The sequence below is a fragment of the Bizionia gelidisalsuginis genome (assembly GCF_008086185.1).
In the GTDB taxonomy this organism is placed as follows: domain Bacteria; phylum Bacteroidota; class Bacteroidia; order Flavobacteriales; family Flavobacteriaceae; genus Bizionia; species Bizionia saleffrena.
Map to the genome: position 1 here is coordinate 42,366 of NZ_VSKN01000016.1, position 23,221 is coordinate 65,586.

At 35.5% G+C, this 23,221-nt stretch carries 23 protein-coding genes, 1 tRNA gene and 1 pseudogene; 8 read left to right on the forward strand and 17 right to left on the reverse strand.

Features of this window, described 5'->3' with window-relative positions; genetic code table 11:
* The first annotated feature begins 19 nt into the window (after positions 1-19).
* The 3 genes from ES677_RS11305 to ES677_RS11315 are packed head-to-tail and all read left to right on the forward strand — an operon-like array spanning position 20 to position 2,692.
* Positions 20-775 carry a rhomboid family intramembrane serine protease gene (locus ES677_RS11305; RefSeq protein ID WP_148370816.1) on the forward strand — a complete coding sequence of 252 codons (756 nt, stop codon included), beginning with the start codon at positions 20-22 and terminating at the stop codon, positions 773-775.
* 30 nt (positions 776-805) lie between these two features.
* Positions 806-1,663 carry a rhomboid family protein gene (locus ES677_RS11310; RefSeq protein WP_148370817.1) on the forward strand — a complete coding sequence of 286 codons (858 nt, stop codon included), beginning with the start codon at positions 806-808 and terminating at the stop codon, positions 1,661-1,663.
* A gap of 3 nt (positions 1,664-1,666) precedes the next feature.
* On the forward strand, positions 1,667-2,692 hold the full coding sequence (locus ES677_RS11315) for an endonuclease/exonuclease/phosphatase family protein (protein WP_148370818.1): 1,026 nt from the start codon (positions 1,667-1,669) through the stop codon (positions 2,690-2,692).
* Here the strand turns inward: ES677_RS11315 and ES677_RS11320 are convergent, their stop codons facing one another.
* The 7 genes from ES677_RS11320 to ES677_RS11350 all read right to left on the reverse strand — a co-directional run bounded on the left by ES677_RS11320 (position 2,693) and on the right by ES677_RS11350 (position 8,543).
* Complete coding sequence (locus ES677_RS11320) at positions 2,693-3,001, reverse strand: DUF6122 family protein (RefSeq protein WP_148370819.1); 309 nt, start codon at positions 2,999-3,001, stop codon at positions 2,693-2,695.
* Positions 3,001-3,621 (reverse strand): WbqC family protein, encoded by a 621-nt coding sequence (locus ES677_RS11325; RefSeq protein WP_148370820.1) that lies wholly within the window; start codon positions 3,619-3,621, stop codon positions 3,001-3,003. The genes ES677_RS11320 and ES677_RS11325 overlap by 1 nt, the downstream gene beginning before the upstream one ends.
* A gap of 109 nt (positions 3,622-3,730) precedes the next feature.
* Positions 3,731-5,452, reverse strand: coding sequence for a signal peptidase I (gene lepB, locus ES677_RS11330; protein WP_148370821.1), 1,722 nt, complete (start codon positions 5,450-5,452; stop codon positions 3,731-3,733).
* Positions 5,453-5,540: 88 nt separating this feature from the next.
* A complete protein-coding gene (gene dapB, locus ES677_RS11335; protein WP_148381295.1) occupies positions 5,541-6,242 on the reverse strand; it encodes a 4-hydroxy-tetrahydrodipicolinate reductase in 702 nt (233 codons plus the stop codon).
* A 35-nt stretch (positions 6,243-6,277) separates the two neighbouring features.
* Positions 6,278-6,820 (reverse strand): DUF5683 domain-containing protein, encoded by a 543-nt coding sequence (locus ES677_RS11340; RefSeq protein ID WP_394348794.1) that lies wholly within the window; start codon positions 6,818-6,820, stop codon positions 6,278-6,280.
* Positions 6,821-6,866: 46 nt separating this feature from the next.
* Positions 6,867-7,775: a ParB/RepB/Spo0J family partition protein gene (locus ES677_RS11345; protein ID WP_148381296.1), complete on the reverse strand. Its 909-nt coding sequence runs from the start codon at positions 7,773-7,775 to the stop codon at positions 6,867-6,869.
* 3 nt (positions 7,776-7,778) lie between these two features.
* The gene (locus tag ES677_RS11350) at positions 7,779-8,543 is read right to left on the reverse strand and encodes a ParA family protein (protein WP_148370825.1); all 765 of its coding nucleotides are present in this window, start codon (positions 8,541-8,543) and stop codon (positions 7,779-7,781) included.
* Positions 8,544-8,893: 350 nt separating this feature from the next.
* On the opposite strand from ES677_RS11350, the gene nirK reads away from it, so the two are divergent.
* The 4 genes from nirK to ES677_RS11370 are packed head-to-tail and all read left to right on the forward strand — an operon-like array spanning position 8,894 to position 13,190.
* Positions 8,894-10,366, forward strand: coding sequence for a copper-containing nitrite reductase (gene nirK, locus ES677_RS11355; RefSeq protein WP_148381297.1), 1,473 nt, complete (start codon positions 8,894-8,896; stop codon positions 10,364-10,366).
* Between the two features lie 16 nt (positions 10,367-10,382).
* The gene (locus ES677_RS11360) at positions 10,383-11,162 is read left to right on the forward strand and encodes a formylglycine-generating enzyme family protein (RefSeq protein ID WP_246124508.1); all 780 of its coding nucleotides are present in this window, start codon (positions 10,383-10,385) and stop codon (positions 11,160-11,162) included.
* A 7-nt stretch (positions 11,163-11,169) separates the two neighbouring features.
* Positions 11,170-11,889: an SCO family protein gene (locus ES677_RS11365; protein WP_148381298.1), complete on the forward strand. Its 720-nt coding sequence runs from the start codon at positions 11,170-11,172 to the stop codon at positions 11,887-11,889.
* Between the two features lie 35 nt (positions 11,890-11,924).
* The gene (locus tag ES677_RS11370; protein WP_148381299.1) at positions 11,925-13,190 is read left to right on the forward strand and encodes an alginate export family protein; all 1,266 of its coding nucleotides are present in this window, start codon (positions 11,925-11,927) and stop codon (positions 13,188-13,190) included.
* Positions 13,191-13,218: 28 nt separating this feature from the next.
* Here ES677_RS11370 and ES677_RS11375 read toward each other — a convergent pair whose 3' ends face one another.
* From ES677_RS11375 to ES677_RS11415, 9 genes are all read right to left on the reverse strand, one after another.
* A complete protein-coding gene (locus ES677_RS11375; protein WP_148381300.1) occupies positions 13,219-13,680 on the reverse strand; it encodes a hemerythrin domain-containing protein in 462 nt (153 codons plus the stop codon).
* Entirely contained in the window at positions 13,628-14,863 is a 1,236-nt protein-coding gene (locus ES677_RS11380; RefSeq protein WP_148381301.1) for a hypothetical protein, read from the reverse strand. Before ES677_RS11380 ends, ES677_RS11375 begins: the two co-directional genes overlap by 53 nt.
* 5 nt (positions 14,864-14,868) lie before the next feature.
* Positions 14,869-15,603 carry an iron-sulfur cluster repair di-iron protein gene (gene ric / locus ES677_RS11385; protein WP_148370831.1) on the reverse strand — a complete coding sequence of 245 codons (735 nt, stop codon included), beginning with the start codon at positions 15,601-15,603 and terminating at the stop codon, positions 14,869-14,871.
* A gap of 150 nt (positions 15,604-15,753) precedes the next feature.
* Positions 15,754-17,874: a methylmalonyl-CoA mutase gene (gene scpA / locus ES677_RS11390; RefSeq protein ID WP_148381302.1), complete on the reverse strand. Its 2,121-nt coding sequence runs from the start codon at positions 17,872-17,874 to the stop codon at positions 15,754-15,756.
* Positions 17,874-18,572, reverse strand: coding sequence for a hypothetical protein (locus tag ES677_RS11395; protein WP_148381303.1), 699 nt, complete (start codon positions 18,570-18,572; stop codon positions 17,874-17,876). The genes scpA and ES677_RS11395 overlap by 1 nt, the downstream gene beginning before the upstream one ends.
* Positions 18,572-19,921 (reverse strand): methylmalonyl-CoA mutase subunit beta, encoded by a 1,350-nt coding sequence (locus ES677_RS11400; protein WP_148370834.1) that lies wholly within the window; start codon positions 19,919-19,921, stop codon positions 18,572-18,574. The genes ES677_RS11395 and ES677_RS11400 overlap by 1 nt, the downstream gene beginning before the upstream one ends.
* Positions 19,914-20,216 carry an FtsB family cell division protein gene (locus ES677_RS11405; RefSeq protein ID WP_148381304.1) on the reverse strand — a complete coding sequence of 101 codons (303 nt, stop codon included), beginning with the start codon at positions 20,214-20,216 and terminating at the stop codon, positions 19,914-19,916. The genes ES677_RS11400 and ES677_RS11405 overlap by 8 nt, the downstream gene beginning before the upstream one ends.
* Positions 20,209-20,823, reverse strand: a complete 615-nt coding sequence (gene udk / locus ES677_RS11410) for a uridine kinase (RefSeq protein WP_148370836.1) — start codon at positions 20,821-20,823, stop codon at positions 20,209-20,211. Before udk ends, ES677_RS11405 begins: the two co-directional genes overlap by 8 nt.
* Positions 20,824-21,304: 481 nt before the next feature.
* Positions 21,305-22,408 (reverse strand): PQQ-dependent sugar dehydrogenase, encoded by a 1,104-nt coding sequence (locus tag ES677_RS11415; protein ID WP_148381305.1) that lies wholly within the window; start codon positions 22,406-22,408, stop codon positions 21,305-21,307.
* Positions 22,409-22,528: 120 nt separating this feature from the next.
* Between ES677_RS11415 and ES677_RS11420 the strand changes: the two genes are divergently transcribed.
* Positions 22,529-22,606, forward strand: a tRNA-Pro gene (locus ES677_RS11420).
* A 134-nt stretch (positions 22,607-22,740) separates the two neighbouring features.
* On the opposite strand, the pseudogene ES677_RS11425 reads toward ES677_RS11420, so the two are convergent.
* A pseudogene (locus tag ES677_RS11425) lies at positions 22,741-23,220 on the reverse strand (ISL3 family transposase).
* Position 23,221: the final 1 nt, after the last annotated feature.

Below are 23,221 nucleotides of genomic sequence, written 5' to 3' on the forward strand. Positions count from 1 at the left end.
TTAAATACAACACAGCACAATGATGAGAATTACCGATACTGTAAAACACTTAATAATTATAAATGTCATCTTTTTTGTGGCAACGTTAGCCATTGGTGGCGGTACGTTATTTTATGATTTGTTCGCTTTACATTTTCCCGAAAGCGACGTTTTTGAACCGTGGCAAATAATTACGCATATGTTTATGCATGGTGGTTTTATGCATATATTGTTTAATATGTTTGCCCTTTGGATGTTTGGTACGGCGGTAGAGCAAAAACTCGGAGTTAAAAAATTCTTATTTCTTTATTTTTCTGCAGGCTTAGGCGCTGCTGCGTTTCAGTTAGGATTTTATTATTTTAACTATTTACCAGCTTTCGATGCTTTGATTAATTCGGGTTTATCGAGTAGTCAGATTTTTGATATGTTAGGAAAAAACCAGGCGATGGGAGGCATTAATGCACAGCAATTTGAGAATTTAAAGTCTATTTTCCCTGTGTTTAATGCAACAATGGTAGGTGCCTCAGGTTGTATAATGGGTATTTTAGTAGCGTTTGGGATGTTAAACCCTAATGCTGAATTAATGCTGATTTTTTTACCAATCCCTATAAAAGCGAAGTATTTTATACCAGGTATCATCGCTTTAGATATTATATCGGCACTCACGGGGCAGTCCTTTTTTAGTCCGAGTAATACAGCGTTTATGGCGCACGTTGGTGGTGCTTTAGTAGGATTTATCATTATGCTATTCTGGAAAAATGACACTACTACTTTTAATAATTTTAGAATAGATTAATTTATACAAAACATACAAAAAGGTTTTTATATGAGTTTAAACGAGGATATAAAATATAAACTAGCACGGCTTAATGTGTTAGAAAAAATAATAGCGATTAATGTTATTGTTTTTTTACTGTCATTTCTATTAAAATCGGTTTCTGGTAACATTATATTATGGCTACAATTACCTAGCGAAATAAATAGTTTTTTAGTTAAACCGTGGACCATTTTTACTTATGCGTTTTTACATTTCGACTTTTTTCATATATTATTTAATATGGCTTGGTTGTATTTTATTGGACGCATATTTTTAAGTCTGTTTAGTGCTAAAACAGCCTTAAACATTTATTTTCTAGGAGCCATTTTTGGTGGCTTATTCTTTATTGTAGGCTATACTGTATTACCGTCTTACTTTTCTGGAACCACATATTTGGTAGGAGCATCGGCAGCGGTTAGAGCATTGTTCATATTTATTTGTGCGTATATGCCTGATAAAAAGGTGAGCTTTTTTACCTTCAATGTAAAATTATGGTATTTAGGAGTCGCTTTTGTCTCATTTGATGTCTTAGGGCTATTCGGATTGAATTCTGGCGGTAATTTAGCACATTTAGGTGGTGCCTTTTTAGGGTATCTATATGCTAAGCAATTATTAAAAGGGAATGATATTGGTAGGGGTTTTGAAAGTGTATTGGATGCCATTTCTAGCTGGTTTAAAACGTCAACGAAATCGCCTTTAAAAACGGTTCACAAAGACAAATCTAAAGTTGGTGGTTTTACTAAAGGGGAGTTTGATAAATTTAACAACCAGAAGAAAATAAACGTTATTCTTGATAAAATAAGTAAGAGCGGGTACGACAGTTTAACGGCGGCCGAAAAGGAATTCTTATTTAGAGCGGGAAAATAGATTATGAAAAACCTTCGATTTTTTGAAAAAGTTATGTTCTTCTTCAACTCTGTTGCAGCTTTTCTTCTTTTGCTATCTTACATATTGCCTTTATTGCCGCCTAAAACATTCTCCTCTTTTTCTGTACTGAGTTTGGGCGTGCCTATTTTAATTGTTATCAATACGTTATTTGTATTGTATTGGTTAGTTAAAATTAAGAAGCAAGTCATTCTATCGCTTCTTATGTTGGCTATCGGTTATTTTTCATTGGGGTCGTTATATAAGTTTTCAGAATCTAAGAGTGAAATCAGCCAAAATGCCATTTCGGTAATGAATTATAATGTGCGGTTATTCAATTTATACGATTGGATTTCTGAGAAGGGTGTTGAAACTAAAATTGAACAATTCATTAAAAGAGAGGCGCCAGACGTTTTATTGATGCAGGAATACCATCCACATAAAAACGTAGATTTATCTTTTTTTAAGTATAAATTTGAAGAACTTTCGGGTAACAAAACTAAATACGGACAAGCAATTTTTTCACAATATCCTATCATAAATTCTGGCTCTGTGGAGTTTCCTAATACTTCGAATAATGCTATTTATGCAGACATTGTAAAAGAAAAGGATACTATTCGCTTGTATAATATTCACTTGCAATCGTTGCGTATAGATCCTAATTTAGATAAACTGACCGAAGATGATGCCCAGAAATTATTTAAAGGAGTAGGAAACACGTTTAAAACGCAGCAGTTACAAGCGGAATTGTTTTTGCTTCATAAAAACAAATCACCTTACAAAACGATTGTAGGAACAGATTTAAATAATACAGCCTTTTCTTATGCGTATAAGCGCGTAAAAGGTGATTTAATAGACAACTTTAACGCGGCTGGAAATGGTTTCGGTAGAACGTACGATTTTAAGTTTTTCCCGATTAGAATAGACTTTATATTAACCGATCCGGAATTTACAATAAATAGCTTTAAAACATACGATGTCTTATATTCCGATCATTATCCAATTATGTCTCGCGTGAGTCTCCCGCGATAATTACAGCATTAAACAATTCGCGCTATCTGCAATTATATGAATGACTAAACCTAAACCAATAAGTCTGGTTTTCTTCGGTAGCAATAGAAAGAGATACACTGCAATTGCGTAATAGGAGTGCAGTGGATGAAAATTGATGCTACACCGATTAGGATCGAACAGTGGCGTTGCCAATAAATGATCTAAGTCAATAAGCATTCCTAAAAGGAGTATACCAAAAGCCTTAAGCCATATTTTTTTGTAAAATAACACGGCAACTAATAAAGGGCCACCAAAATGAATGCCGTAATGTATAAAATCTGTAAGCATTATTTATAATGTTGTGCCTCTAAATAAGCTAAAGCACTTGGACCTTCGTTAAATAATAAGTCTAATATACTAAGATTATTAATGTAGCCGTACTTTGCGTTAAATACTTGCATATAATTATCAAATGGTAGAGCAGTTTCGTTTTTAGCATTTACTAAATCTCTACCGTCTGTATTCTCTTTATATTCTTTTTTAAAATCTTCAGTTTTGGTAATTGTAATATCCAATTGTAAAGCGTCACAAATAACATCAAAACACGCCATATTAAATTCCAAAATAGAATCGAAAGGTGTGGTGTATAAGGGTTTAATGTCATCTATGTAAAACTCGTAGAAAGGAGAAGTTCTGTAAGCCGATTCCAACGATTTAAAATGAATGTCTTGCCAATTGTACGTGTTGGCTATTTTTACTTCTTGATATAACTGACGGTTTTTTTGCGTATAAATAACCGGAATACTTAACTGCAATTTACCATTTGCAGCATAAATGTAACAGCGGTTTCTATAGGTTTGTTTCTGGTAGTTATCGTATACTTCAAACGTAACGCTATCCGTATTTACTAACGCTACAAACGTTTCAATAGTCGGGAAATAGGTAGGATGTAGTATAATGGATGTCATTCGTAACGAGTTTTCAATTGCTGAGCTATCATAATCTTAAGCACCTAAACGCGGTGCTCTATATTAAACTGAGAGTAAAGCGTTTATAGTTTATAAGAATATAAAGTTGTTATTTCTTCTTGCGTTTTTTATATTTTGAAAAACCATAACCGAGAGCGATTAAAATAAGTACCGGAATTAAATACGACACCGGTTTTCCGCTACCGTGAACCGTTGTAAATAATCTATTCCAACGTATTTTATTAAACCCAGAAGCATTGGTATCCCAACTCATCCAAATTAAAACAGGTTTACCCACTACGTGATCGAATGGCACGTAACCCCAAGCTCTCGCATCTTGAGAATTATGGCGGTTATCTCCCATCATCCAGTAATAATCTTGCTTAAATGTGTAAGAGGTGGCGACGTTACCATTAATAAAAATTTGATTGCCTTTTACTGTAATTGTATTGTTTTCGTATTCCGAAATAATGCGCTCATAAAACGGCAACACTTCAAGGTTTAAGTCGACCGTTTTCCCCGCTTCAGGAATATAAATGGGACCAAAATTATCGAAACTCCAGTTGTAATCTGGAGAATGTGGGAACACATCTTCTTTGGGTTGATAATCAAATTTTTCAACAGACGCTACTTTAGGATTTTCGCGTAATGTTTGGGCCTCTTCTTCGGTTAAATTAACATTAATTTTATTTAAAAGCGGTTCCATTTTAAATTTTTGCATATCGTCGTTTCTTACAAAACCAACTACTTCAACATTTAAGGAGTCTCTACTGCCTTCATTTAAATAGGCGCGATTGTCGGTGTTAAAATACTCTTGAAGTCGCGTATCGTCCCAATATTTTGAGCTAATATTATAAAATCTCCAAAATTGAGAATGAATATTTTGGTCTACGAAACCTTGATCTAAATCGTCTTTAGTAGTTACCGAATAGTAAAATTGAATTCGCGCACGATCCGGGAGTTCATTTTTCTTTCCGTTAGTATAAATGTATCCATTTTTAATAGCCATCGAATCGCCAGGAACTCCAACGGCACGCTTAACGTAGTTCGATTTTTTATCTACAGGCTTAATAAATCCACGTTTTGGGACTTTAAAGAAATCCTGAACTGTATCTACAGGCCAATTAAAAACCACGATATCGTTTCGTTTTATTTTCTGAAAACCTGGTAATCTCAAATACGGTAGAAACGTTTTATTTGCCCACGACTCGTCGCGTGTTGCTCTGTCATCGTCGGCGATGTAAGATTTGGTATGTACGACAGGAATAGAGTCGTGCACCATTGGTAACGCTAAAGAGGTTTGTGGTAATCTTGCGCCGTAGTGAAATTTACTTACAAAAAGAAAATCGCCCACCAGTAATGTTTTTTCTAAAGAAGAGGTTGGTATTACAAACGGCTGAATAAAATAAGTATGTACGATAGTTGCGGCAACAATAGCAAATAGTATCGAGCTTACCCAATCTCCAACCTCCGAACGGGGTTGTAGCGAACGGTCTTCGATATAAGTAACATCGGCGGCATAGTTTAAATAGAAGTTATAAAATCCTAAAGATATTATGGCTAAGAAGGTGTCTAAATTGGAGTTTTTACCAAAACTTCTCGCTGTTTCTACCCAAATTACTGGAAACATAATAAGGTTAACGATAGGTAAAAATAAAAGGATGGTCCACCACCACGGCCTGTTAATAATTTTCATTAAAATAACGGCGTTGTACACAGGGATAAATGCTTCCCAAGCATGTTTTCCTGCTTTTAAATATAATTTCCAAGTAGCTAAGCCGTGAACGGCCTGAATGATTAAGAGAAAAATTAACAACTGTGTAAAACTCATATTATATTTTTAAAGACGTTTGTCTATTAGATTATTACTAATTCTATTTGTAGTTTTATAAAAACCAATGTTACATTTTTGTTGGTAATTAACGAATATTTAACACGTCTTTCATTGTAAAAACGCCCGTTTTATCTACTAGCCACTCGGCAGCAACAATAGCTCCTAATGCAAAGCCTTCGCGACTGTGTGCGGTGTGTTTTATTTCTAAAGTGTCCACAGCACTCACATATTTAATACGATGTGTTCCCGGAACATTATCAAGACGTTTAGCCGAGATTGAGACCGTGTTTTCGGCGTTAGAATCGAGTTTCCACTGCGTGTATTTTTGGTGATTGTCGATTATAGATTCTGCGAGTGTAATGGCAGTTCCGCTAGGTGCGTCTAGTTTTTGAGTGTGATGTATTTCTTCTAAATCTATCGTGTACTCTTTTAAATTAGACATCATTTTGGCTAAAGTTTTATTCAGTTCGAAAAAAATAGTAACACCCAAACTAAAGTTAGACGCATAAATAAAAGCTCCATCTTTATCCTTACATAAAGCAACTGCATCATTATATTTATCGAGCCACCCTGTAGTACCAGAAACGATAGGGGTATTGTTATTAAGACACTTAGAAATATTATTAAAAGCGGCTTCAGGAATGCTGAAATCTATAGCGATATCGGCGTTTTTAAGGTCATTTTCGCTGGTATCATCGCACTTTAAAACAATTGTGTGACCGCGTTTAATGGCAAGAGCTTCAATAGTTTTTCCCATTTTTCCGTATCCGAGTAAAGCTATTTTCATTTAAAATAAATGGATTTAAAAAGGTATTAAATATGTTAATCTAATTTCAGATTAAACGTAAGACCTAAACGACCAGTATTATCAAACTGGTCTATTTCATAATGTGGTTTAAGCGATAAATTATCGTCTATATTATATTGTAGTAAATGTGCGTCTACATTGGCATCGATAATGTTTAAAGCATATAAACCTACGGTTACTAATAAGGAAAGTTCCTTATTTCGGCGTAGTGTTTTTTGTGCTTCTCGCAAGCCGTCGTCGGTTATTCGGCCTTGAAATTCATCGTCACTAAAGCCGGCTAATCTGCGTTTATAAGCGTTTCTTACTTTTTTATACTCGGTATTATTATCGATATAGAAATAAATACCGGTCCCAATTGCGGCATATACAATGGGTATTTTCCAGTATTTTTTATTGTAAGCTTGTCCTAAACCTGGTAAAATAGCCGAGTAAAAGGCTGCGCGAGAAGGTGCTAATGGATCGATCGGTTTTCGTAATTGAGTAGAGTCTAAAGACACCGATACGGGCTCGGAAAGATGCTTTGCGTCTATTGTGTTCCCTTTTATTGTTTGCGCCAAAGCGGAAAAACTAAAAGTTAGACACAATACACACGCTATCGTAATTTTATTTAGCACTCTCAACTAGCTTTTTGATACGGTTAAAATCTTCTTCAGAATGAAACGGTATTGATATTTTACCTTTTCCATTATTAGAAACCTTAACGTCTATTTTATGACCAAAGTATTCCGAGAAATCTTTAATTCCTTTTTTAACGTAAACAGGCAATTCTTTATCGGTTTTCTTTTTAGGAACAACGATTTGACGCGTTTCATTATAGCTTTTAACTAAGGTTTCGGTTTCTCTAACAGATAATTTATTAGCTATGATTTTTTCATAAATATCTAACTGTATGCTTTGATCTTCGATAGTAATAATTGCACGACCGTGTCCCATAGATAAAAAGCCATCGCGCATTCCGGTTTGTATAATCGGGTCTAGTTTTAACAATCGCATATAGTTGGCAATTGTAGAGCGTTTTTTACCAACGCGATCACTCATCTGTTCTTGTGTTAATTGGATTTCGTCAATTAAACGTTGGTAAGATAATGCGATTTCTATTGGGTCTAAATCTTGGCGTTGAATGTTCTCCACCAAAGCCATTTCAAGACTTTCCTGGTCGTTCGCAATACGTATGTAAGCGGGTATCGTTTCTAATCCAATTAATTTAGAGGCTCTAAAACGGCGCTCTCCAGAAACCAATTGGTATTTTTCAAAACCTGCTTTTCTAACGGTTATAGGCTGTATTACACCAAGCTCTTTAATGGAAGATGCTAATTCTCGTAAAGATTCTTCGTTAAAATTTGTACGAGGCTGAAAAGGATTCTCTTCAATTGAAGCTAATTCTAAATCTACAATATTACCAATAACTTTATCTGCATTTTTATCTTGTACAGATTTGATGTCATTACTCGGGTCTTTTAAAAGTGCCGATAAGCCTCTTCCTAACGCTTGTTTCTTTGTTGCCTTCGCCATTTTTTAGGAGTTTTTGTTAATAATTTCCTTAGCTAAACTTAAATAATTAATGGCTCCTTTACTGCTAGCATCATAATTAATAATGCTTTCGCCATAACTAGGCGCTTCACTTAAACGCACATTTCGCTGTATAATAGTTTGAAACACCATATCGTTAAAATGTTTTTGCACTTCTTCAACTACTTGGTTCGATAAACGCAAACGCGAATCGTACATAGTTAATAATAAGCCTTCAATATCTAAATCTGCATTGTGTATTTTTTGAACACCTTTTATGGTATTTAATAATTTCCCTAAACCTTCGAGTGCAAAATATTCACACTGAATAGGAATAATTACCGAATGTGCTGCTGTTAAAGCATTTAAGGTGAGTAACCCTAAAGAGGGGGCACAATCAATTAAAATATAATCGTAATCATCTACTATATCTTCAAGCGCCTTTTTTAACATATACTCCCTATTTTCTTTATCTACGAGTTCTATCTCAATAGCAACAAGGTCTATGTGTGCAGGAATAATATCTAAATTAGGTGTGTTTGTTTTTATAATTGCGTCGCGAGCACTATTGGTATGCTCCAAAAGTTGATAGGTACCAATCTCGACAGTTTCAACATCAATTCCTAAACCAGAAGTGGAGTTTGCCTGTGGATCGGCATCTATTAAAAGTACTTTTTTTTCTAGCACACCTAAAGAGGCCGCTAAATTTACAGAAGTTGTTGTTTTACCAACCCCTCCTTTTTGATTGGCAATTGCAATGATTTTACCCATTAAAATATTTAGATTTTAGTACGCGTAAAAATACAATTATTTATTAGTAATAAAAACTGAACTTGTTAACAGTTGCCTAAAATGAAATGCTGTGTTTAGCTATTCATTTTGTAAAGCACCGATTCACTGACTCTTAGCTCTTATTTTTCCGCTTTTTTTATGCTGAAATTTTTAATTCCCCATCTCTTAGTTTTAAAAAGGGTAACTTCAAAATAAAAGTGCGGGTTTAAAATTATAAAATTTTGTTAAAAAAACTTCAATAAGCTGATAAATGTCATCAAATCAAAGGGTGAATTCAAGTAATTTCGCAGTGTTTATTAATTCTAACTACAAATCAACTCCATTATATTATGAAAGCAACCCAATTAAAATTAAATCGAAAAACAGCCTTAAAAGGCGCTATTTTATTTATAGCATCTTTAGTTATGGTTTCTTGTTTTGACGACACGAAAACAACCTATGACGATACGGTAGATATACCCGTAAATCAAGAAATGATAGCCGAACTTACTTCACCACCACATGTACCAACACCTGTTGGACGAAGAAAAGCAAAAAAGTTAGTCGTAAAAATGGAAATTCTTGAAAAAGAAGGCACAATGACCGATGGTGTTACCTATATGTATTGGACTTTTGGTGGTACGGTGCCTGGGAGTTTTATAAGAACACGAGTAGGAGATGAAGTAGAGTTTCACTTACAAAATCACCCAGACAATAAGCTGCCGCATAATATAGATTTACATGCTGTTAATGGCCCTGGAGGAGGTGCAGAGTCATCATTTGTTGTGCCAGGACACTCTAAAGTGTTTTCTTTTAAAACATTAAACCCTGGTTTATATGTGTACCATTGCGCTACGGCTCCAGTAGGAATGCATATTGCTAATGGAATGTACGGTTTAATTTTGGTAGAACCAGCAGGTGGTTTACCAGAAGTAGACAAAGAGTACTACATTATGCAGGGAGATTTTTATACTAAAGGGGCAAATGGGGAGCGCGGATTACAACCTTTCGATATGCAAAAAGCAGTAAATGAACAAGCAGACTATGTTGTGTTTAATGGTAAAGTTGGCGCTTTAACAGGCGACAATGCATTAACGGCTAAAGTTGGCGAAACCGTACGTTTATATGTAGGAAATGGTGGGCCAGGTTTGGTATCGTCTTTCCACGTTATTGGAGAAATATTCGATAGAGTCAACGTAGAAGGTGGGAGTTTAGTAAACGAAAATGTCCAAACAACTTTAATCCCTGCCGGTGGTGCCGCAATGATTGAGTTTAAAGTTGATGTTCCTGGAACGTTTATTATAGTCGATCACTCTATTTTTAGAGCCTTTAATAAAGGTGCTTTAGGAATGCTTAAGGTTGAAGGAGAGGAAGACAAAAAAATATACTCCGGTGAAATCCGTGATGATATTTATTTGCCAGAAGGACCAGGAATTCAAAGTATGCCAACAACCGACGAAATTATAGCCTCTGAAGTTCCTGCAAAATCATACGAAGAACAAATGGAATTTGGTAAACAAACCTATATGCAAACGTGTTTTGCTTGTCATCAATCGGAAGGGCAAGGCATACCTAATGCATTTCCTCCTTTAGCTAAATCAGATTATTTAAATGCAAATGTAGATCGTGCCATTGGCACTGTACTACATGGATTAACAGGAGAAATAACTGTAAACGGTGAAAAATATAATAGTGTAATGACACGACAAATGTTATCTCCAGATGAAATTGCCAACGTATTAACTTACGTTTATAATAGCTGGGGGAATTCTGGTGAAATTATTACTAGCGAAATGGTTGAAAAAGTGAAAAATCAAAAATAATAAGTCTTTTAATATAATGAAAAACGGAGCCTTTAAATTCCTGATAGTAAGTATTGCTTTTTTTATGCATTGTGAATTATTTGCGCAATCTGAAGGTATGGTTTACATTGAGGGTAGTCGCTATATTCCACTTTACGGACGAGACTCTACGGTTGTAGAAGTTAAAGATTTCGAAATGGATATCTACCCAGTTTCTAATTTAGAATATGGCGATTTTCTTAAGAAAAACACCAACTGGCAAAAATCGAAAGCACTTAAATTGTTTACCGATAAAATGTATTTAACCAATTGGAAAAATGACTTACAACTAGAAGCTTCGGCACTCTCTAATAGCCCCGTAACTTACGTGTCTTGGTTTGCTGCAAAAGCGTATTGCGAATGCCAGGGTAAACGTTTGCCTACGATTGATGAATGGGAGTATGCCGCTATGGCCGATGAAACTACTAAAGATGCACGTGTAAAACCAGAATACAATAAGAAAATTTTAGATTGGTATGAAGCACCACGATCTAACGAAAACACTATTGGCATGAATGCTAAAAATGCTTGGGGTGTTTACGATTTACACGGTTTGGTGTGGGAGTGGACTCTCGATTTTAATTCGGTCTTAATTACTGGAGAGTCGCGAAAAGATGTCGATACAGACAACAATTTGTTTTGTGGTAGTGCCGCAATTAATGCCACCGATTTAATGAATTATGCAGCGTTTATGCGATATGCTATTCGCGGAAGTTTAGAGGCAAAGTATTCTATGAAAAACTTAGGGTTTAGATGTGTTAAACCTGTAACTAAATAAATTATTTATGAAATTATTAAAATATAGCATACTGTTAATCATTACGTTTATCGCTTTTCAGAGTTGTAAGTCTGAAAAGAAAGAAGCCATCGTAATGGTCACCGATTACCAATGCCCTATGTTGTGTGAGGGGGAAAAAACCTATGATACCGAAGGATCTTGTCCTGTCTGTAAAATGGATTTAAAGATGATAAATGATGGTTCAGAAAAAGTATTAAGTCAAAATAATGAAATTTCCGAAGCGTCTATTTTTAATTTGTCGTCAACCTGGCATAATGAAGAAGGCGAAGCACTTCAGCTTAGATCCTTAAAAGGAAAAACTTTAGTAATGGTAATGATCTATACGTCTTGTAAGGCGGCTTGCCCGAGATTAGTTGCCGATATGCGTAATATTGAAGCAGAAATCCCCAAAGATAAGTTGAAGAACATTGAATTCGTTTTAATAAGTATCGATCCCAAAATAGATACCCCCCAACGTTTGAAGAGTTTCGCGATAGAAAACGAAATGGACGACCGACAATGGACGTTTTTACAAGGTACAGTAAGTGGTGTGCGGGAGTTCGCTAATGTGCTGTCTGTAAAATATAAAGAGATTTCTCCTATAGATTTTTCGCATTCTAATATTATTTCAGTGTTTAATGCCGAAGGGGAATTAATTCACCAGCAAGAAGGGTTGGGGGTTAATAATAAGGAAACAATTTCATCTATTTTAAAGGTTACACCATAAGGGTTGTAACGCCGTAATACATTTAAAAACACATTATGAAAAATTATTGTTTATTAATGCTATTCTTAGCATTGAGTCAGGTGTTTTATGCTCAAAATTTTGAGGTATCCGCCGAAGTAAGACCGCGATTTGAGTACCGCAATGGGTATAAAACATTACCTGTAGATTCACTGGATGCTGCGGCTTTTGTATCGCAACGTACCCGATTAAATTTCGATTACGAACAGACATATTTTAAGACGTATTTAAGTATTCAAGATGTTCGTGTTTGGGGTGATGTTCCGACTTTAAATACCACCGATAATAACGGATTAAGTGTGCACGAAGCTTGGGCGGAATTATTTTTAGCACCCCAATTTACGCTAAAATTAGGGCGACAAGAAATCGTGTACGACGATCAGCGTATATTTGGAAGTGTGGGTTGGGCGCAACAAGGAAGAAGTCACGATGCAGTTTTGGCAATTTATAAGCCCAATGCTAAGCATCATTTTGAATTGGGTTTGGCGCTAAATGCAACTTCCGAATCGTTAACAAAAACCGATTATACGCTTAATAATTACAAAGCGTTCCAATATTTATGGTACCATACTGCTGTCAATAACGTCAGCCTTAGTTTCTTGGTTTTGAATAACGGATTAACATATTATGCAGCGCCTCAAGAAGAAAAAGTAGATTACAACCAAACTATTGGAACGTATTTAACGTTTTCTGAAAATAATGTGTCAGCCGAAGCGTCGTTATACTACCAAACAGGTAAAATTGCGAATAGAAATTTAAGTGCATACAACGCCGCAGCTCAATTAAATTATAGTTTGACCGATAATTTTATAACGGGCGTTGGCGCCGAGTACCTATCGGGAACCGATATGAACACTACCAGCACAGACTTAAAATCATTTACGCCTTGGTTTGGTACCAACCACAAATTTAATGGTGCAATGGATTACTTTTATGTGGGAAGTCATTCAAACTCTGTTGGGTTAATCGATGCGTTTATTAATTTAAAGTATCAGAAAAACAAATTAAAAGTGGGCGTGACACCGCACGCATTTTGGTCGGCTGCCACCGTTGTAGATGCCAGCAACAAAACGGTAGACGATTATTTAGGAACGGAAATAGATTTAAAAGTAACGTACAACTGGCAAAAAGAGGTGAGTTTTCAAGTGGGGTATTCCCAATTATTTGGAACAGAAACGCTTGAAGTTTTAAAAGGAGGAAACCATAAGGCAACAACCAATTGGGGTTGGGCAATGGTAACGGTAAAACCTAGCTTATTTAAATCATCAGGAAATAATAATTAGAGACGTTAAGTAGAAATATAGACTTAGATTATCTCCAAAATTCATCATCCAATTTGTCTTGAAAGGCTTCTGGTTGATGGATTTTTTCTATACGTATCATTTGTGTTTCGGTTGCTACTTTTTGAATTTCAGGAAATAAAACCCGCTCTTCAAACCGGATATGTTGTTCCAATTCTCTTTCAATAGCTATTAATGCTGTTTCTATATCAGGTTCTTCAGTAAATAAATAATGAAGTCTTTTATGGTCTTCTAACACCTTCTTTATACCCTCGTGATCAGGATTTAAAATCGTGAAGATTTCAGCTTCTTCTAATTCAAAATGCGGAATTAATTGTGTTTTATAAAACCAATCGGCATAAATTTTTATACGCTCGGCAGAAATATTCTTGCTAAAGCCAGTCCTAATTTTCCACGATAATAGTAATCCATAATGGTGCTCACGGCTTAACGGTTTTAAAGCGTCGTGTCGTTTTAATGGTTTTTGTGCCATAATAGTGTTGTGTTTTATAACTTATAAGTAAGATTAGAATTCCTAAAGGTAAGAGAATACTTGCAATAAATAAAATACTAAAATAATGCGGCAGCATACCTTGCTCTAAATACCAAAGAGCGCCTTGTGAAAATAGTATGAGTTCTGTGCTTATAATCCCTAAAAGAAAAAGGGAAACGCCTAGTTTAGAAAGAACATTGATGGAAATTATTTTAGATTGAAATAGGAACGCAAATAAAAACCCGCTAACAACACCGAGCATTGTGAGATGAATAAAACCAATCACAAAATTGTGATGCTCGTATACTGTGGAAGAAAACGCCGGAATAATGGAGAGTGTTTGCAGTACTATTTTTATAAGCAAACACATCAAGGAAAATCGGTACAATATGTTTAGGCTATTTGATGGTTGAGATATTTTTACTTTTAAAGGTGATTTAACAATTTGAATAAAATAATATAACGCTATTAATTGAAGTAAAATACCCAAGCCATTAAACCAATAGAGCAGTGGGTGATTTGCAAACCATTGAATAGGCAGGGCAAAAGTGACTACTGTTGAAAAAATAAGAAACCTAAGAAATAGGTGTGTGTCTTTTGAAGGTTTAATCTTAAGTTTATGAAATAGAATAGCGATAACCGCAATTAAAAACCAACCGTTAAACTGAAAATGTAAAAAAAACTGAATAGCAATTTGATAAAAAGCAGACGCTTGTCCCAAAAGCCCCACTGCAGGACCTAAGCACCAAACCCCAATTGTAGAAACCAACAAAAAAATTAAAGAGGCCCGGACTAACGTTTTTATTATGGGGTTGTGAATGTACATATCTTTCCAAATACGGTACACAAAAACATAACTACAAAAAATATGCAGTGTAGAAAAGCTAATGGATACAGCGGCATAACCTTGCAATGGAAAGCTTAACATCATCCCAATGACAGCCGCTTGAGTAGTCCAAAATAAGGAGGAATAGCGCTGTGACTTTTCAGGTACAAAGTAATGAACGTAAAAAGTAAATAACATTAAATACACCCAGCCTAGCATCGCAACGTGAGAGTGCGCATGCATTAAGTATTTATAATTAAAAATACTGCCGCTTATAAAAGCATACCTTAAAAGTAAGCCCATTATAGCGGCAATAAAAAAATTAACTAAACACGTTGTAACACGATGTTTTAACATAAATATTAAATAGTAAATAAACGTTTTTCTAATGCTGCAGCTTTAGGAAATAAAATATTATTTTCTAAATGAATGTGTAAATGTAAGTCTTTTTCAAATTCATCTAGCATTGCAAAAGTCACTTTATACGTATTACATGCATCGGCTGGCGGTGTGTAATTATTGGTGAGTTCTTCAATTTGTCTAAAACGTTCACCTTCATTATCATGATCGGCCATCATACTGGCAATAGGATTTTTTACTGTTCCAAAATGCGCGGGATCTATACGTTCGTCTGTCTGCGTGGCTTTTACCATCTTTTTAATGAAAGGGAATAACATCAATTCTTCTTTTTTCATATGAGAAGCAAGCTCTTTACTAGACGCCGTAAATAACGCTGTGATAGTAAATAATTCTGGGTGTGCCGTACCATGCACTTTACAGAGTTTATTTAAAAACGGAATAAGTACGGTTGTTTTTTCTTCCACGTATCGGTGGTGCTTATTTTCTATATGAAGAGCTAAAACATCCAGTGGCCATGTGTTATAATCTATATTTTTTGAAGTGTTTTTGCTTATCGCTTCTAATTTATCTAATAGTTCTTGTGCGTCGATATTATTTTTTTCGCAAACCTCTTCTACACTACGATTACCTTTGCAGCAAAAATCTATACCATAAGAATAAAATACTGCTGCCGTTCTAAAGTCGTCTGCTACAAATTGACCTATTGGTTTTTGTGCGTTTTTAATTTGTGTTTCCATATGTCCTTTATATTGACGCTATTTTAGCCGTATTTAATTGAAATTATTAATAGTAAATTGACTATTACAAATATAACGATAAATTCCATAAAAGACACTATTGTCCTTTATGGAATTTATAAATAAAATAGACAACTCACTAAAACCGAATTAGTCTATTAAAATATCTAATATGGTAATGGCAGCATCGCTAATTCTTGTTCCGGGTCCAAAAACGGCAACGGCACCAGCATCGAATAAATACTGGTAATCTTGTTTTGGGATAACGCCACCAACAATAACCATAATATCTTCGCGACCATACTTTTTAAGAGCTTCAATAACTTGTGGGACCAGCGTTTTATGTCCCGCTGCTAAAGAAGAAACACCCAAAATGTGAACGTCGTTTTCCACGGCTTGTTTAGCAGCTTCTTCAGGCGTTTGAAACAAAGGTCCGATATCGACATCAAAGCCAACATCGGCATAACCTGTAGCGACTACTTTGGCGCCACGATCGTGACCGTCTTGTCCCATTTTAGCAATCATTATACGCGGACGCCTCCCGTCTTGCTCGGCAAAGGTGTCGGCTAATTCTTTTGCTTTTTTAAAGCTTTCGTCGTTTTTAATTTCTTTACTATACACGCCAGAAAATGATTTTATTTGTGCTTTATAACGGCCGTAAACAACTTCTAAAGCATCACTTATTTCGCCTAAAGTTGCGCGTTCGCGAGCCGCTGTAACGGCTAAAGCTAATAAATTTCCTTCACCTGTTTTAGCAGCTTCTGTTAAATCTACTAACGCTTTGGTTACTTTATCAGTATTTCTTTCGGCTTTAAGTGTCGTCAATTGTTCCAATTGTTGCTTGCGCACCGTTTGGTTATCTACTTCTAAAATATGAAGCGGATCTTCAGCGTCTAGCTTGTATTTATTAATTCCAATGATGAGGTCTTGGTTAGAATCTATACGCGCTTGTTTTCTTGCTGCTGCTTCTTCAATTCTTAATTTTGGTACACCAGATTCTATGGCTTTTGTCATTCCGCCAAGCTCTTCTACTTCTTCTATAAGCTCCCAAGCTTTTTGCGCAATATCGTGTGTTAATTTTTCTACATAATAACTACCTGCCCAAGGATCTACGGTTTTAGTGATTTGGGTTTCGTCTTGTAAAAAGAGTTGTGTGTTTCTTGCTATTCTAGCCGAAAAATCGGTTGGTAAAGCAATGGCTTCATCTAGCGCATTGGTGTGTAAACTTTGCGTGCCTCCAAATGCGGCAGCAGCAGCTTCAATAGTGGTTCGTGCTACATTATTAAAAGGGTCTTGTTCTGTTAAACTCCACCCAGAGGTTTGGCAATGCGTACGCAGTGATAGCGATTTTTCGTTCTTCGGATTAAATTGCTTTACCAATTTTGCCCACAACATTCTTGCGGCTCTCATTTTGGCAATTTCCATAAAATGATTCATTCCAATCGCCCAAAAGAATGATAGGCGAGGAGCAAACGTATCGATATCCATTCCGGCATCTAAGCCTTTTCTTATATATTCTAAACCATCCGCAAGCGTGTAAGCCAATTCAATATCGCCAGTGGCACCAGCTTCTTGCATATGATAACCAGAAATACTAATGCTGTTAAATTTGGGCATATTCTTGCTGGTATATTCAAAAATATCAGAGATAATTTTCATTGAAGGCGCAGGTGGGTAAATGTAAGTGTTACGCACCATAAACTCTTTTAGAATATCATTTTGAATGGTTCCTGCCAAGAGCTCCGGTTTAACACCTTGTTCTTCTGCGGCAACAATATAAAAAGCCATAATAGGTAAAACAGCTCCGTTCATTGTCATTGAAACCGACATTTTATCTAGCGGAATTTGGTTGAATAATATTTTCATATCTTCAACGCTATCAATGGCTACACCGGCTTTACCAACATCTCCAACAACGCGTTCGTGATCGCTATCGTAACCACGGTGTGTTGCTAAATCGAAAGCAACCGATAATCCTTTTTGTCCGGCCTTTAAGTTTCGTCTGTAAAACGCATTACTCTCTTCGGCAGTAGAAAACCCGGCATATTGGCGAATCGTCCACGGTCGTCTTACATACATTGTGCTGTAGGGACCACGCAAATTAGGCGCAATTCCAGCCACAAAGTTTAAGTGTTCTACATTTTTTAAATCGGTTTTACTGTAGTTTGATTTTACAGTAATGTCTTCGGCCGTTAGTGTCGTTGTAACGACTTTTTCTAACGGTTTAGTTTCCGATTGTAATTCGATATGTTGAAGATTTTTTCTTTGCATTAGTCGTGATTATGTCCTTCGTGATTATCTATTTTATTGCGTGCTGGTGTGCGCTCTAGCCTTGGCGTTTTATTAAAATCTACAGCCGTATTTACTTTTATAGGCGCAACTTTAATAGTAAGTTGCGCTGACTCTTTATCCATTAAAACCGCGTAATAATATTCGAAAGCTACAAAGGCTTTTAAACTTTTATCGGTAAGCAGTTGCCGTGCATTATTTCTAATGGGCGTTAAAATGGTGTTACGACGCATACTATTGGTCGATAATAAGGCATTAAACGTTGTTTTTAAATCGTCGTTTTTTATTTTATTTACAAGGCAATCCATTAACAAACTTGAATAATTTAGTGTTCTTATTCCTGCTGTTGTTTGCCATAACTGGTTGTCGTTCTTTAGTGCTTTAGCTAATTTTAAGCTGTGCTCACTCGCAATGTCTTCCACTTTAAGTCGTCCGTTTAAAGCGAGTGCTGTAAACTGCGTGTATCCTTTTAAGGGCGACTGATCTATAGCGTCGTAAAACGCAAAAATATCGTTCTCAAACGAATGGATTGCTTCATTATATAAGTCTTCATTCTTTACGTCGCAAATAATGAGGTCTGGTTGCTCTGTGTATTTATAAACAATACGTTCTTCCTTTTGGCATCCAGATAAAGAAAATAAGATTAGTAGCACGACGCTTTTTATAAAAGTAATTTTCATTATTCTTGATTTAATCTGTTTTGTTCTGCAGCTTCAGCAATACGTTTTTCTAAAATAGGTTCTATAAGTGTTTTGCGTGTATTCATTTTTAAAAAGGGATATAATTCTAAATCGTTTTTCATCTTATCCTCAGGGTTTGGGTGTTTATTTGTTCCTAATAAAATAAGTGATTTGTTGTTGAATTGTTCTACTTCTTTTTGGGCATTTTCTTTTATTTTCTTCTGAATAGTGCCTGACTTCAACAAGTGTAAAAAGCCGTCTTTGTTTTCAATAGATTTGAAAAGAGTTAATGCTTTTTCGGCAAGTTGCGTGGTTAAATTTTCGATATAGTAACTTCCATCTGAAGCATTCTCTACAGCATCAAAATAACTTTCGTGCTTTAAAATAAGCAACTGGTTTCTAGCAATTCGCTCTCCAAACTCGTTGTCTTTGTGGTAAATGGCGTCGTACGCTAAGTTACAAATGGTATTGGCTCCACCCAAAATAGCACTCATACATTCTGTGGTGGTACGCAACATATTTATATTATAATCGTAAATGGTTTTATTGCGCTTTGTTGGTGTAACAAAAATAAAACAGTCGGTATTTGCGCCATATTCTTTAGCGATAGTTTTCCAAAGCACGCGTAACGCACGGAGTTTAGCAATTTCGAAAAAATAATTGGTACCTACCGATACGTTAAATGTAATTGGAGCCGACAGTGTCGTTCCAAACGCATTGAGGTATTCGTTAGCGTGAGCCAAAGTGTAAGCTAATTGCTGCACATTATTAGCACCTGCATTTTGATATAAACCGGAGTCTACACTTAAGGCGGAAGGATTAGTTTTTATTATCGTTTCTAATGCTGTAAAATCGGCTTCGAAACCTGAGAACCAATTTCCAGATCTCGCTAAATTTCCAATAATATCGGTATTAACCGTAATGTTTTTTGAAGATAATTTGTACACTTTAGCAACAAAAATAGCATCTAAAAACTGTAATTTGAAATGTAACGGAATTACAGAAATATCAATGTTTTTTGTTAAATCGGTTATTGATACCTCATTATCTGGAATAATAAAGGCGATACTTTCGGCGCCACGTTCAATAGCGTTAACCGCTTTTTTATTAGATAATTTGACGTCGGCAACAAAAATAGTCTGACAAATATTCCAAGTGTTCGACGTTACCGGTAAAGGGTTTTCGGCCACCAAATCGTCTTGATGATAAAAAGGTTTTACATTGATATCCTCGTTGGTTGTCCATATTAAAGTATCGTTATAATCGGCACCTTTTAAATCGACCTGTATTTTTTGTTTCCAAGCTTTAGAAGTAACGCCTTCAAAGTCTTCAAATAATTTTTTACTCATTGTTTTTTGTTTTTAAACTATCTGCATATTCAATAATGTAGATGTCTTCATTTACACGCTTCATATAATAAGCTTCACGAGCAAATTTCTCTAAACCCTCTTCTCTTTTAAGCTCTTTAATGGCCTTATTATCTTTTATAATTTCTTTTCTATAATATTCCTTTTCATTTTCTAGTTCATCAATCTCTTCATTTAAATCATAATGAATTAAATAAGAATTACTATCCAGAAACAGCATCCAAATAACGAAACCTAGTGTAATTAGCACGAATATGTTTTTGAAATACTTAAGCATTAGTTAGTTTGTCGTTGATTATTGTTCTTACAATATTTACTGCAACGGTATTATATTTATTGGTGGGTATTATAATATCTGCGTATTCTTTTGTTGGTTCTATAAACTGTTGGTGCATTGGTTTTAGAGTCGTTTGGTATCGTGTTAGCACTTCATCTAAATCGCGTCCTCGTTCTGCAATATCGCGTTTTAATCGGCGTATTAGTCGCTCGTCACTATCGGCGTGCACATATATTTTAATATCGAACATTTTACGGATTTCGGGGTTCGTTAAAATTAAAATTCCTTCTACAATCATTACCTTTCTAGGGTGTGTTCTTATAGTGTCTCCCGTCCGGTTATGGGTTACAAACGAATATACAGGTTGGTCTATTGCTTTGCCACTTTTTAAGTCTTTTAAATGTTCGCCCAATAAATCGAAATCTATAGATCGTGGGTGATCGAAATTTATTTTTATACGCTCTTCGTAAGGTAGGTGCGTCGTGTCCATATAATAAGAATCTTGCGAAATTATACCCACTTCACCTTCTGGTAATTCATTAAGTATTTGGTTTACAACTGTTGTTTTTCCGCAACCTGTTCCACCTGCGATTCCTATTATTAACATATATGTATCCGTTTGTTAGAGTGCAAATTTAAGTATTTTTAGAAATCTTTATTGCTGAATTTTTGAAACTTCTTACGCTGTCATTTCATAATGGTTTGTATTTCTGCAACTATTTGTAATGTAATTGATTACGCTAGCCACTTCTTTATTCGTAAATTGTAATTACGCCATTATATTATTATAGACTCCTCTATTTGCAGTCATTTCTCGCCTTAGTTCTTATTTTAAAACGTGGCGGCGAGCGTCTCTGTTTATCTTTTAAAAAAACAGGAGTTCGCTAACAGCGGAAAACACCTTAATAACACCGAAACTTTCGTGTAAATGATGACCAATAGAATTCCTTAAAAATATTTTTCAGCTTCGTGGTCTAATTTTATTATGGCTGAAGTATTTCGTAAACCCGTTGTGTTTTTAATTTACATACAACTAAAAACAGGGTACAAATTAAGCATAGTGTACGTAAATTTTTTTACTGTTAATATTATATTCTTTTTAATTTTATGAGGCCTAATTGTTCTACGCCCACATAAATCATACCATCGGGGCCTTGATTTATAGAGCGAACACGGCCTATTTTATCTAATAAACGTTCTTCTTTTATTACTTTATTATTTTTAATTACGCAACGATCTAAATATTGAAATTTTAAAGAACCTACTAATAAACTACCTTTCCAGTCGCCATAGTTATTGGATGTTATAAACGCCATACCGCTAGGAGCAATTGAAGGTGTCCAATAATGGATTGGGTTTTCCATCCCTTCTTTTTCTGTGGTTTCTGAAATGGTAGTGCCCGTATAATTTTTTCCGAACGTAACTTCTGGCCAGCCGTAATTTTTACCGGCTTTTACAATGTTGATTTCATCACCTCCTTTTGGGCCGTGCTCGTGCGACCATAGAACTCCGGTTTCCGGATGTAGGGTCATACCTTGTGGATTTCTATGACCGTACGAATAAATGGCGTGCTTTGCATTGGTCATAGTTATAAACGGATTATCTTCTGGTATGCGACCATCGTCGTGCAATCTATAAATTTTACCACAATCTCGTGTAAGGTCTTGTGGATTTATATCGCGTTCGCCGCGCTCGCCAATCGAGAAAAACATGTAATTATCTGCATCGAAAACAATTCGCGAACCAAAATGCTCACTTTTAGCACTGTTAGGCTCGGCTTTGTAAAGTAGTTGTGTGTTGGTGAGTGTGTTATTTTTTAGTTTGGCGCGCATAATAGCGGTATTGCCTCCATTATCTTTTCCTTTTGGAGAAGCGTACGAGAAATAAATCCATCCGTTGTCTTTATAATTAGGATGTAGTACAATATCTAACAAGCCACCTTGACCACGAACGTAAATTTCTGGTAGTCCAGCGACCTCTTTTTTAGTGTTATTTTTAAAATGAATGAGTTTACCTTCCTTTTCAGTGATTAAAATGGAGCCATCCGGTAAAAAAACAAAGCCCCACGGATTATTTAATTCGGGTACAACAATCTCGTAATCTGCGTTAGTATTTATAGGGTTTTTATCTTGTGCACAGGAAGTTACAATCAATAAAAAACAGAAATAGAAAAGGATGTTTTTAAGTTTCATAGGGGGATAAGAAAAAAGTTTCTACAATTTACAATAATTATAGTCTCTTATTTAAGAATTATGTTATATTTGCACCACAATTAAAACGTTATGAAGCTATTTAAATTGTAGATAACTATTCGGGGTGTAGCGTAGCCCGGTTATCGCGCCACGTTTGGGACGTGGAGGCCGCAGGTTCGAATCCTGCCACCCCGACCAATTAAGCCTAAAATCTTTAGATTTTAGGCTTTTTTTATGGTTAAACATTCCTTAATTTCAACCAAACGGTAATCAAGGGAATTCGGATCAAGGAATATTGGGGATCAAGGAATATTTTTGGGGAGTGACATAAATTAGGCATATAATTTAGTAAGTCTAAACAAGAAAAACTTAACATCTCTTACGCCTCTAAACATCGACCTGAACTCTTTGATTTTTGCATTAAAAGATTCCGCGGAAGCATTGGTGCTCCTGTTGTTAAAATAATTCAAAATTGGTTTGTAATGGATTTGTATAGACCTTGCAATGGTATTGAAGGACTTAAAATTTGAGTTTTCTACTTCGTTTTACCACTGAGCCAATTGTAGTCTTGTTACATCTTTATTCGTATTGTTTTCATATATATAACTTAGTGCTTGCGCTAACTTATAGGCTTTTTCAATAGTTGAATGAAGCTTAAACAATATTTCTGCTCTTTCTATTTGTCCTGCAGTCCATTTGGTCTTTGGTTTAAATAGCAGATATTGACTCCTGGCCAGCAACTGTCTATGGGTATCTCCGTTAGCGAGAAGTTCTGGTCTATGCGTTTTTTCTGTTTTTCTAGCTTCTTCAATA

Coding starts and splice junctions, on each gene's coding strand:
- lepB (WP_148370821.1), bottom strand. CDS start 5,452: ATGAGTTTTACACAGTTGTTAATTTTTCTCTTAATCATTCAGGCCGTT.
- ES677_RS11315 (WP_148370818.1), top strand. CDS start 1,667: ATGAAAAACCTTCGATTTTTTGAAAAAGTTATGTTCTTCTTCAACTCT.
- scpA (WP_148381302.1), bottom strand. CDS start 17,874: ATGCAAAGAAAAAATCTTCAACATATCGAATTACAATCGGAAACTAAA.
- ES677_RS11350 (WP_148370825.1), bottom strand. CDS start 8,543: ATGGGTAAAATCATTGCAATTGCCAATCAAAAAGGAGGGGTTGGTAAA.
- ES677_RS11380 (WP_148381301.1), bottom strand. CDS start 14,863: ATGTTAAAACATCGTGTTACAACGTGTTTAGTTAATTTTTTTATTGCC.
- ES677_RS11325 (WP_148370820.1), bottom strand. CDS start 3,621: ATGACATCCATTATACTACATCCTACCTATTTCCCGACTATTGAAACG.
- ES677_RS11305 (WP_148370816.1), top strand. CDS start 20: ATGATGAGAATTACCGATACTGTAAAACACTTAATAATTATAAATGTC.
- ES677_RS11345 (WP_148381296.1), bottom strand. CDS start 7,775: ATGGCGAAGGCAACAAAGAAACAAGCGTTAGGAAGAGGCTTATCGGCA.
- ES677_RS11415 (WP_148381305.1), bottom strand. CDS start 22,408: ATGAAACTTAAAAACATCCTTTTCTATTTCTGTTTTTTATTGATTGTA.
- ES677_RS11370 (WP_148381299.1), top strand. CDS start 11,925: ATGAAAAATTATTGTTTATTAATGCTATTCTTAGCATTGAGTCAGGTG.
- ES677_RS11310 (WP_148370817.1), top strand. CDS start 806: ATGAGTTTAAACGAGGATATAAAATATAAACTAGCACGGCTTAATGTG.
- ES677_RS11405 (WP_148381304.1), bottom strand. CDS start 20,216: ATGCTTAAGTATTTCAAAAACATATTCGTGCTAATTACACTAGGTTTC.
- ES677_RS11365 (WP_148381298.1), top strand. CDS start 11,170: ATGAAATTATTAAAATATAGCATACTGTTAATCATTACGTTTATCGCT.
- ES677_RS11375 (WP_148381300.1), bottom strand. CDS start 13,680: ATGGCACAAAAACCATTAAAACGACACGACGCTTTAAAACCGTTAAGC.
- ric (WP_148370831.1), bottom strand. CDS start 15,603: ATGGAAACACAAATTAAAAACGCACAAAAACCAATAGGTCAATTTGTA.
- ES677_RS11395 (WP_148381303.1), bottom strand. CDS start 18,572: ATGAAAATTACTTTTATAAAAAGCGTCGTGCTACTAATCTTATTTTCT.
- dapB (WP_148381295.1), bottom strand. CDS start 6,242: ATGAAAATAGCTTTACTCGGATACGGAAAAATGGGAAAAACTATTGAA.
- ES677_RS11360 (WP_246124508.1), top strand. CDS start 10,383: ATGAAAAACGGAGCCTTTAAATTCCTGATAGTAAGTATTGCTTTTTTT.
- udk (WP_148370836.1), bottom strand. CDS start 20,823: ATGTTAATAATAGGAATCGCAGGTGGAACAGGTTGCGGAAAAACAACA.
- ES677_RS11320 (WP_148370819.1), bottom strand. CDS start 3,001: ATGCTTACAGATTTTATACATTACGGCATTCATTTTGGTGGCCCTTTA.
- ES677_RS11400 (WP_148370834.1), bottom strand. CDS start 19,921: ATGAGTAAAAAATTATTTGAAGACTTTGAAGGCGTTACTTCTAAAGCT.
- nirK (WP_148381297.1), top strand. CDS start 8,894: ATGAAAGCAACCCAATTAAAATTAAATCGAAAAACAGCCTTAAAAGGC.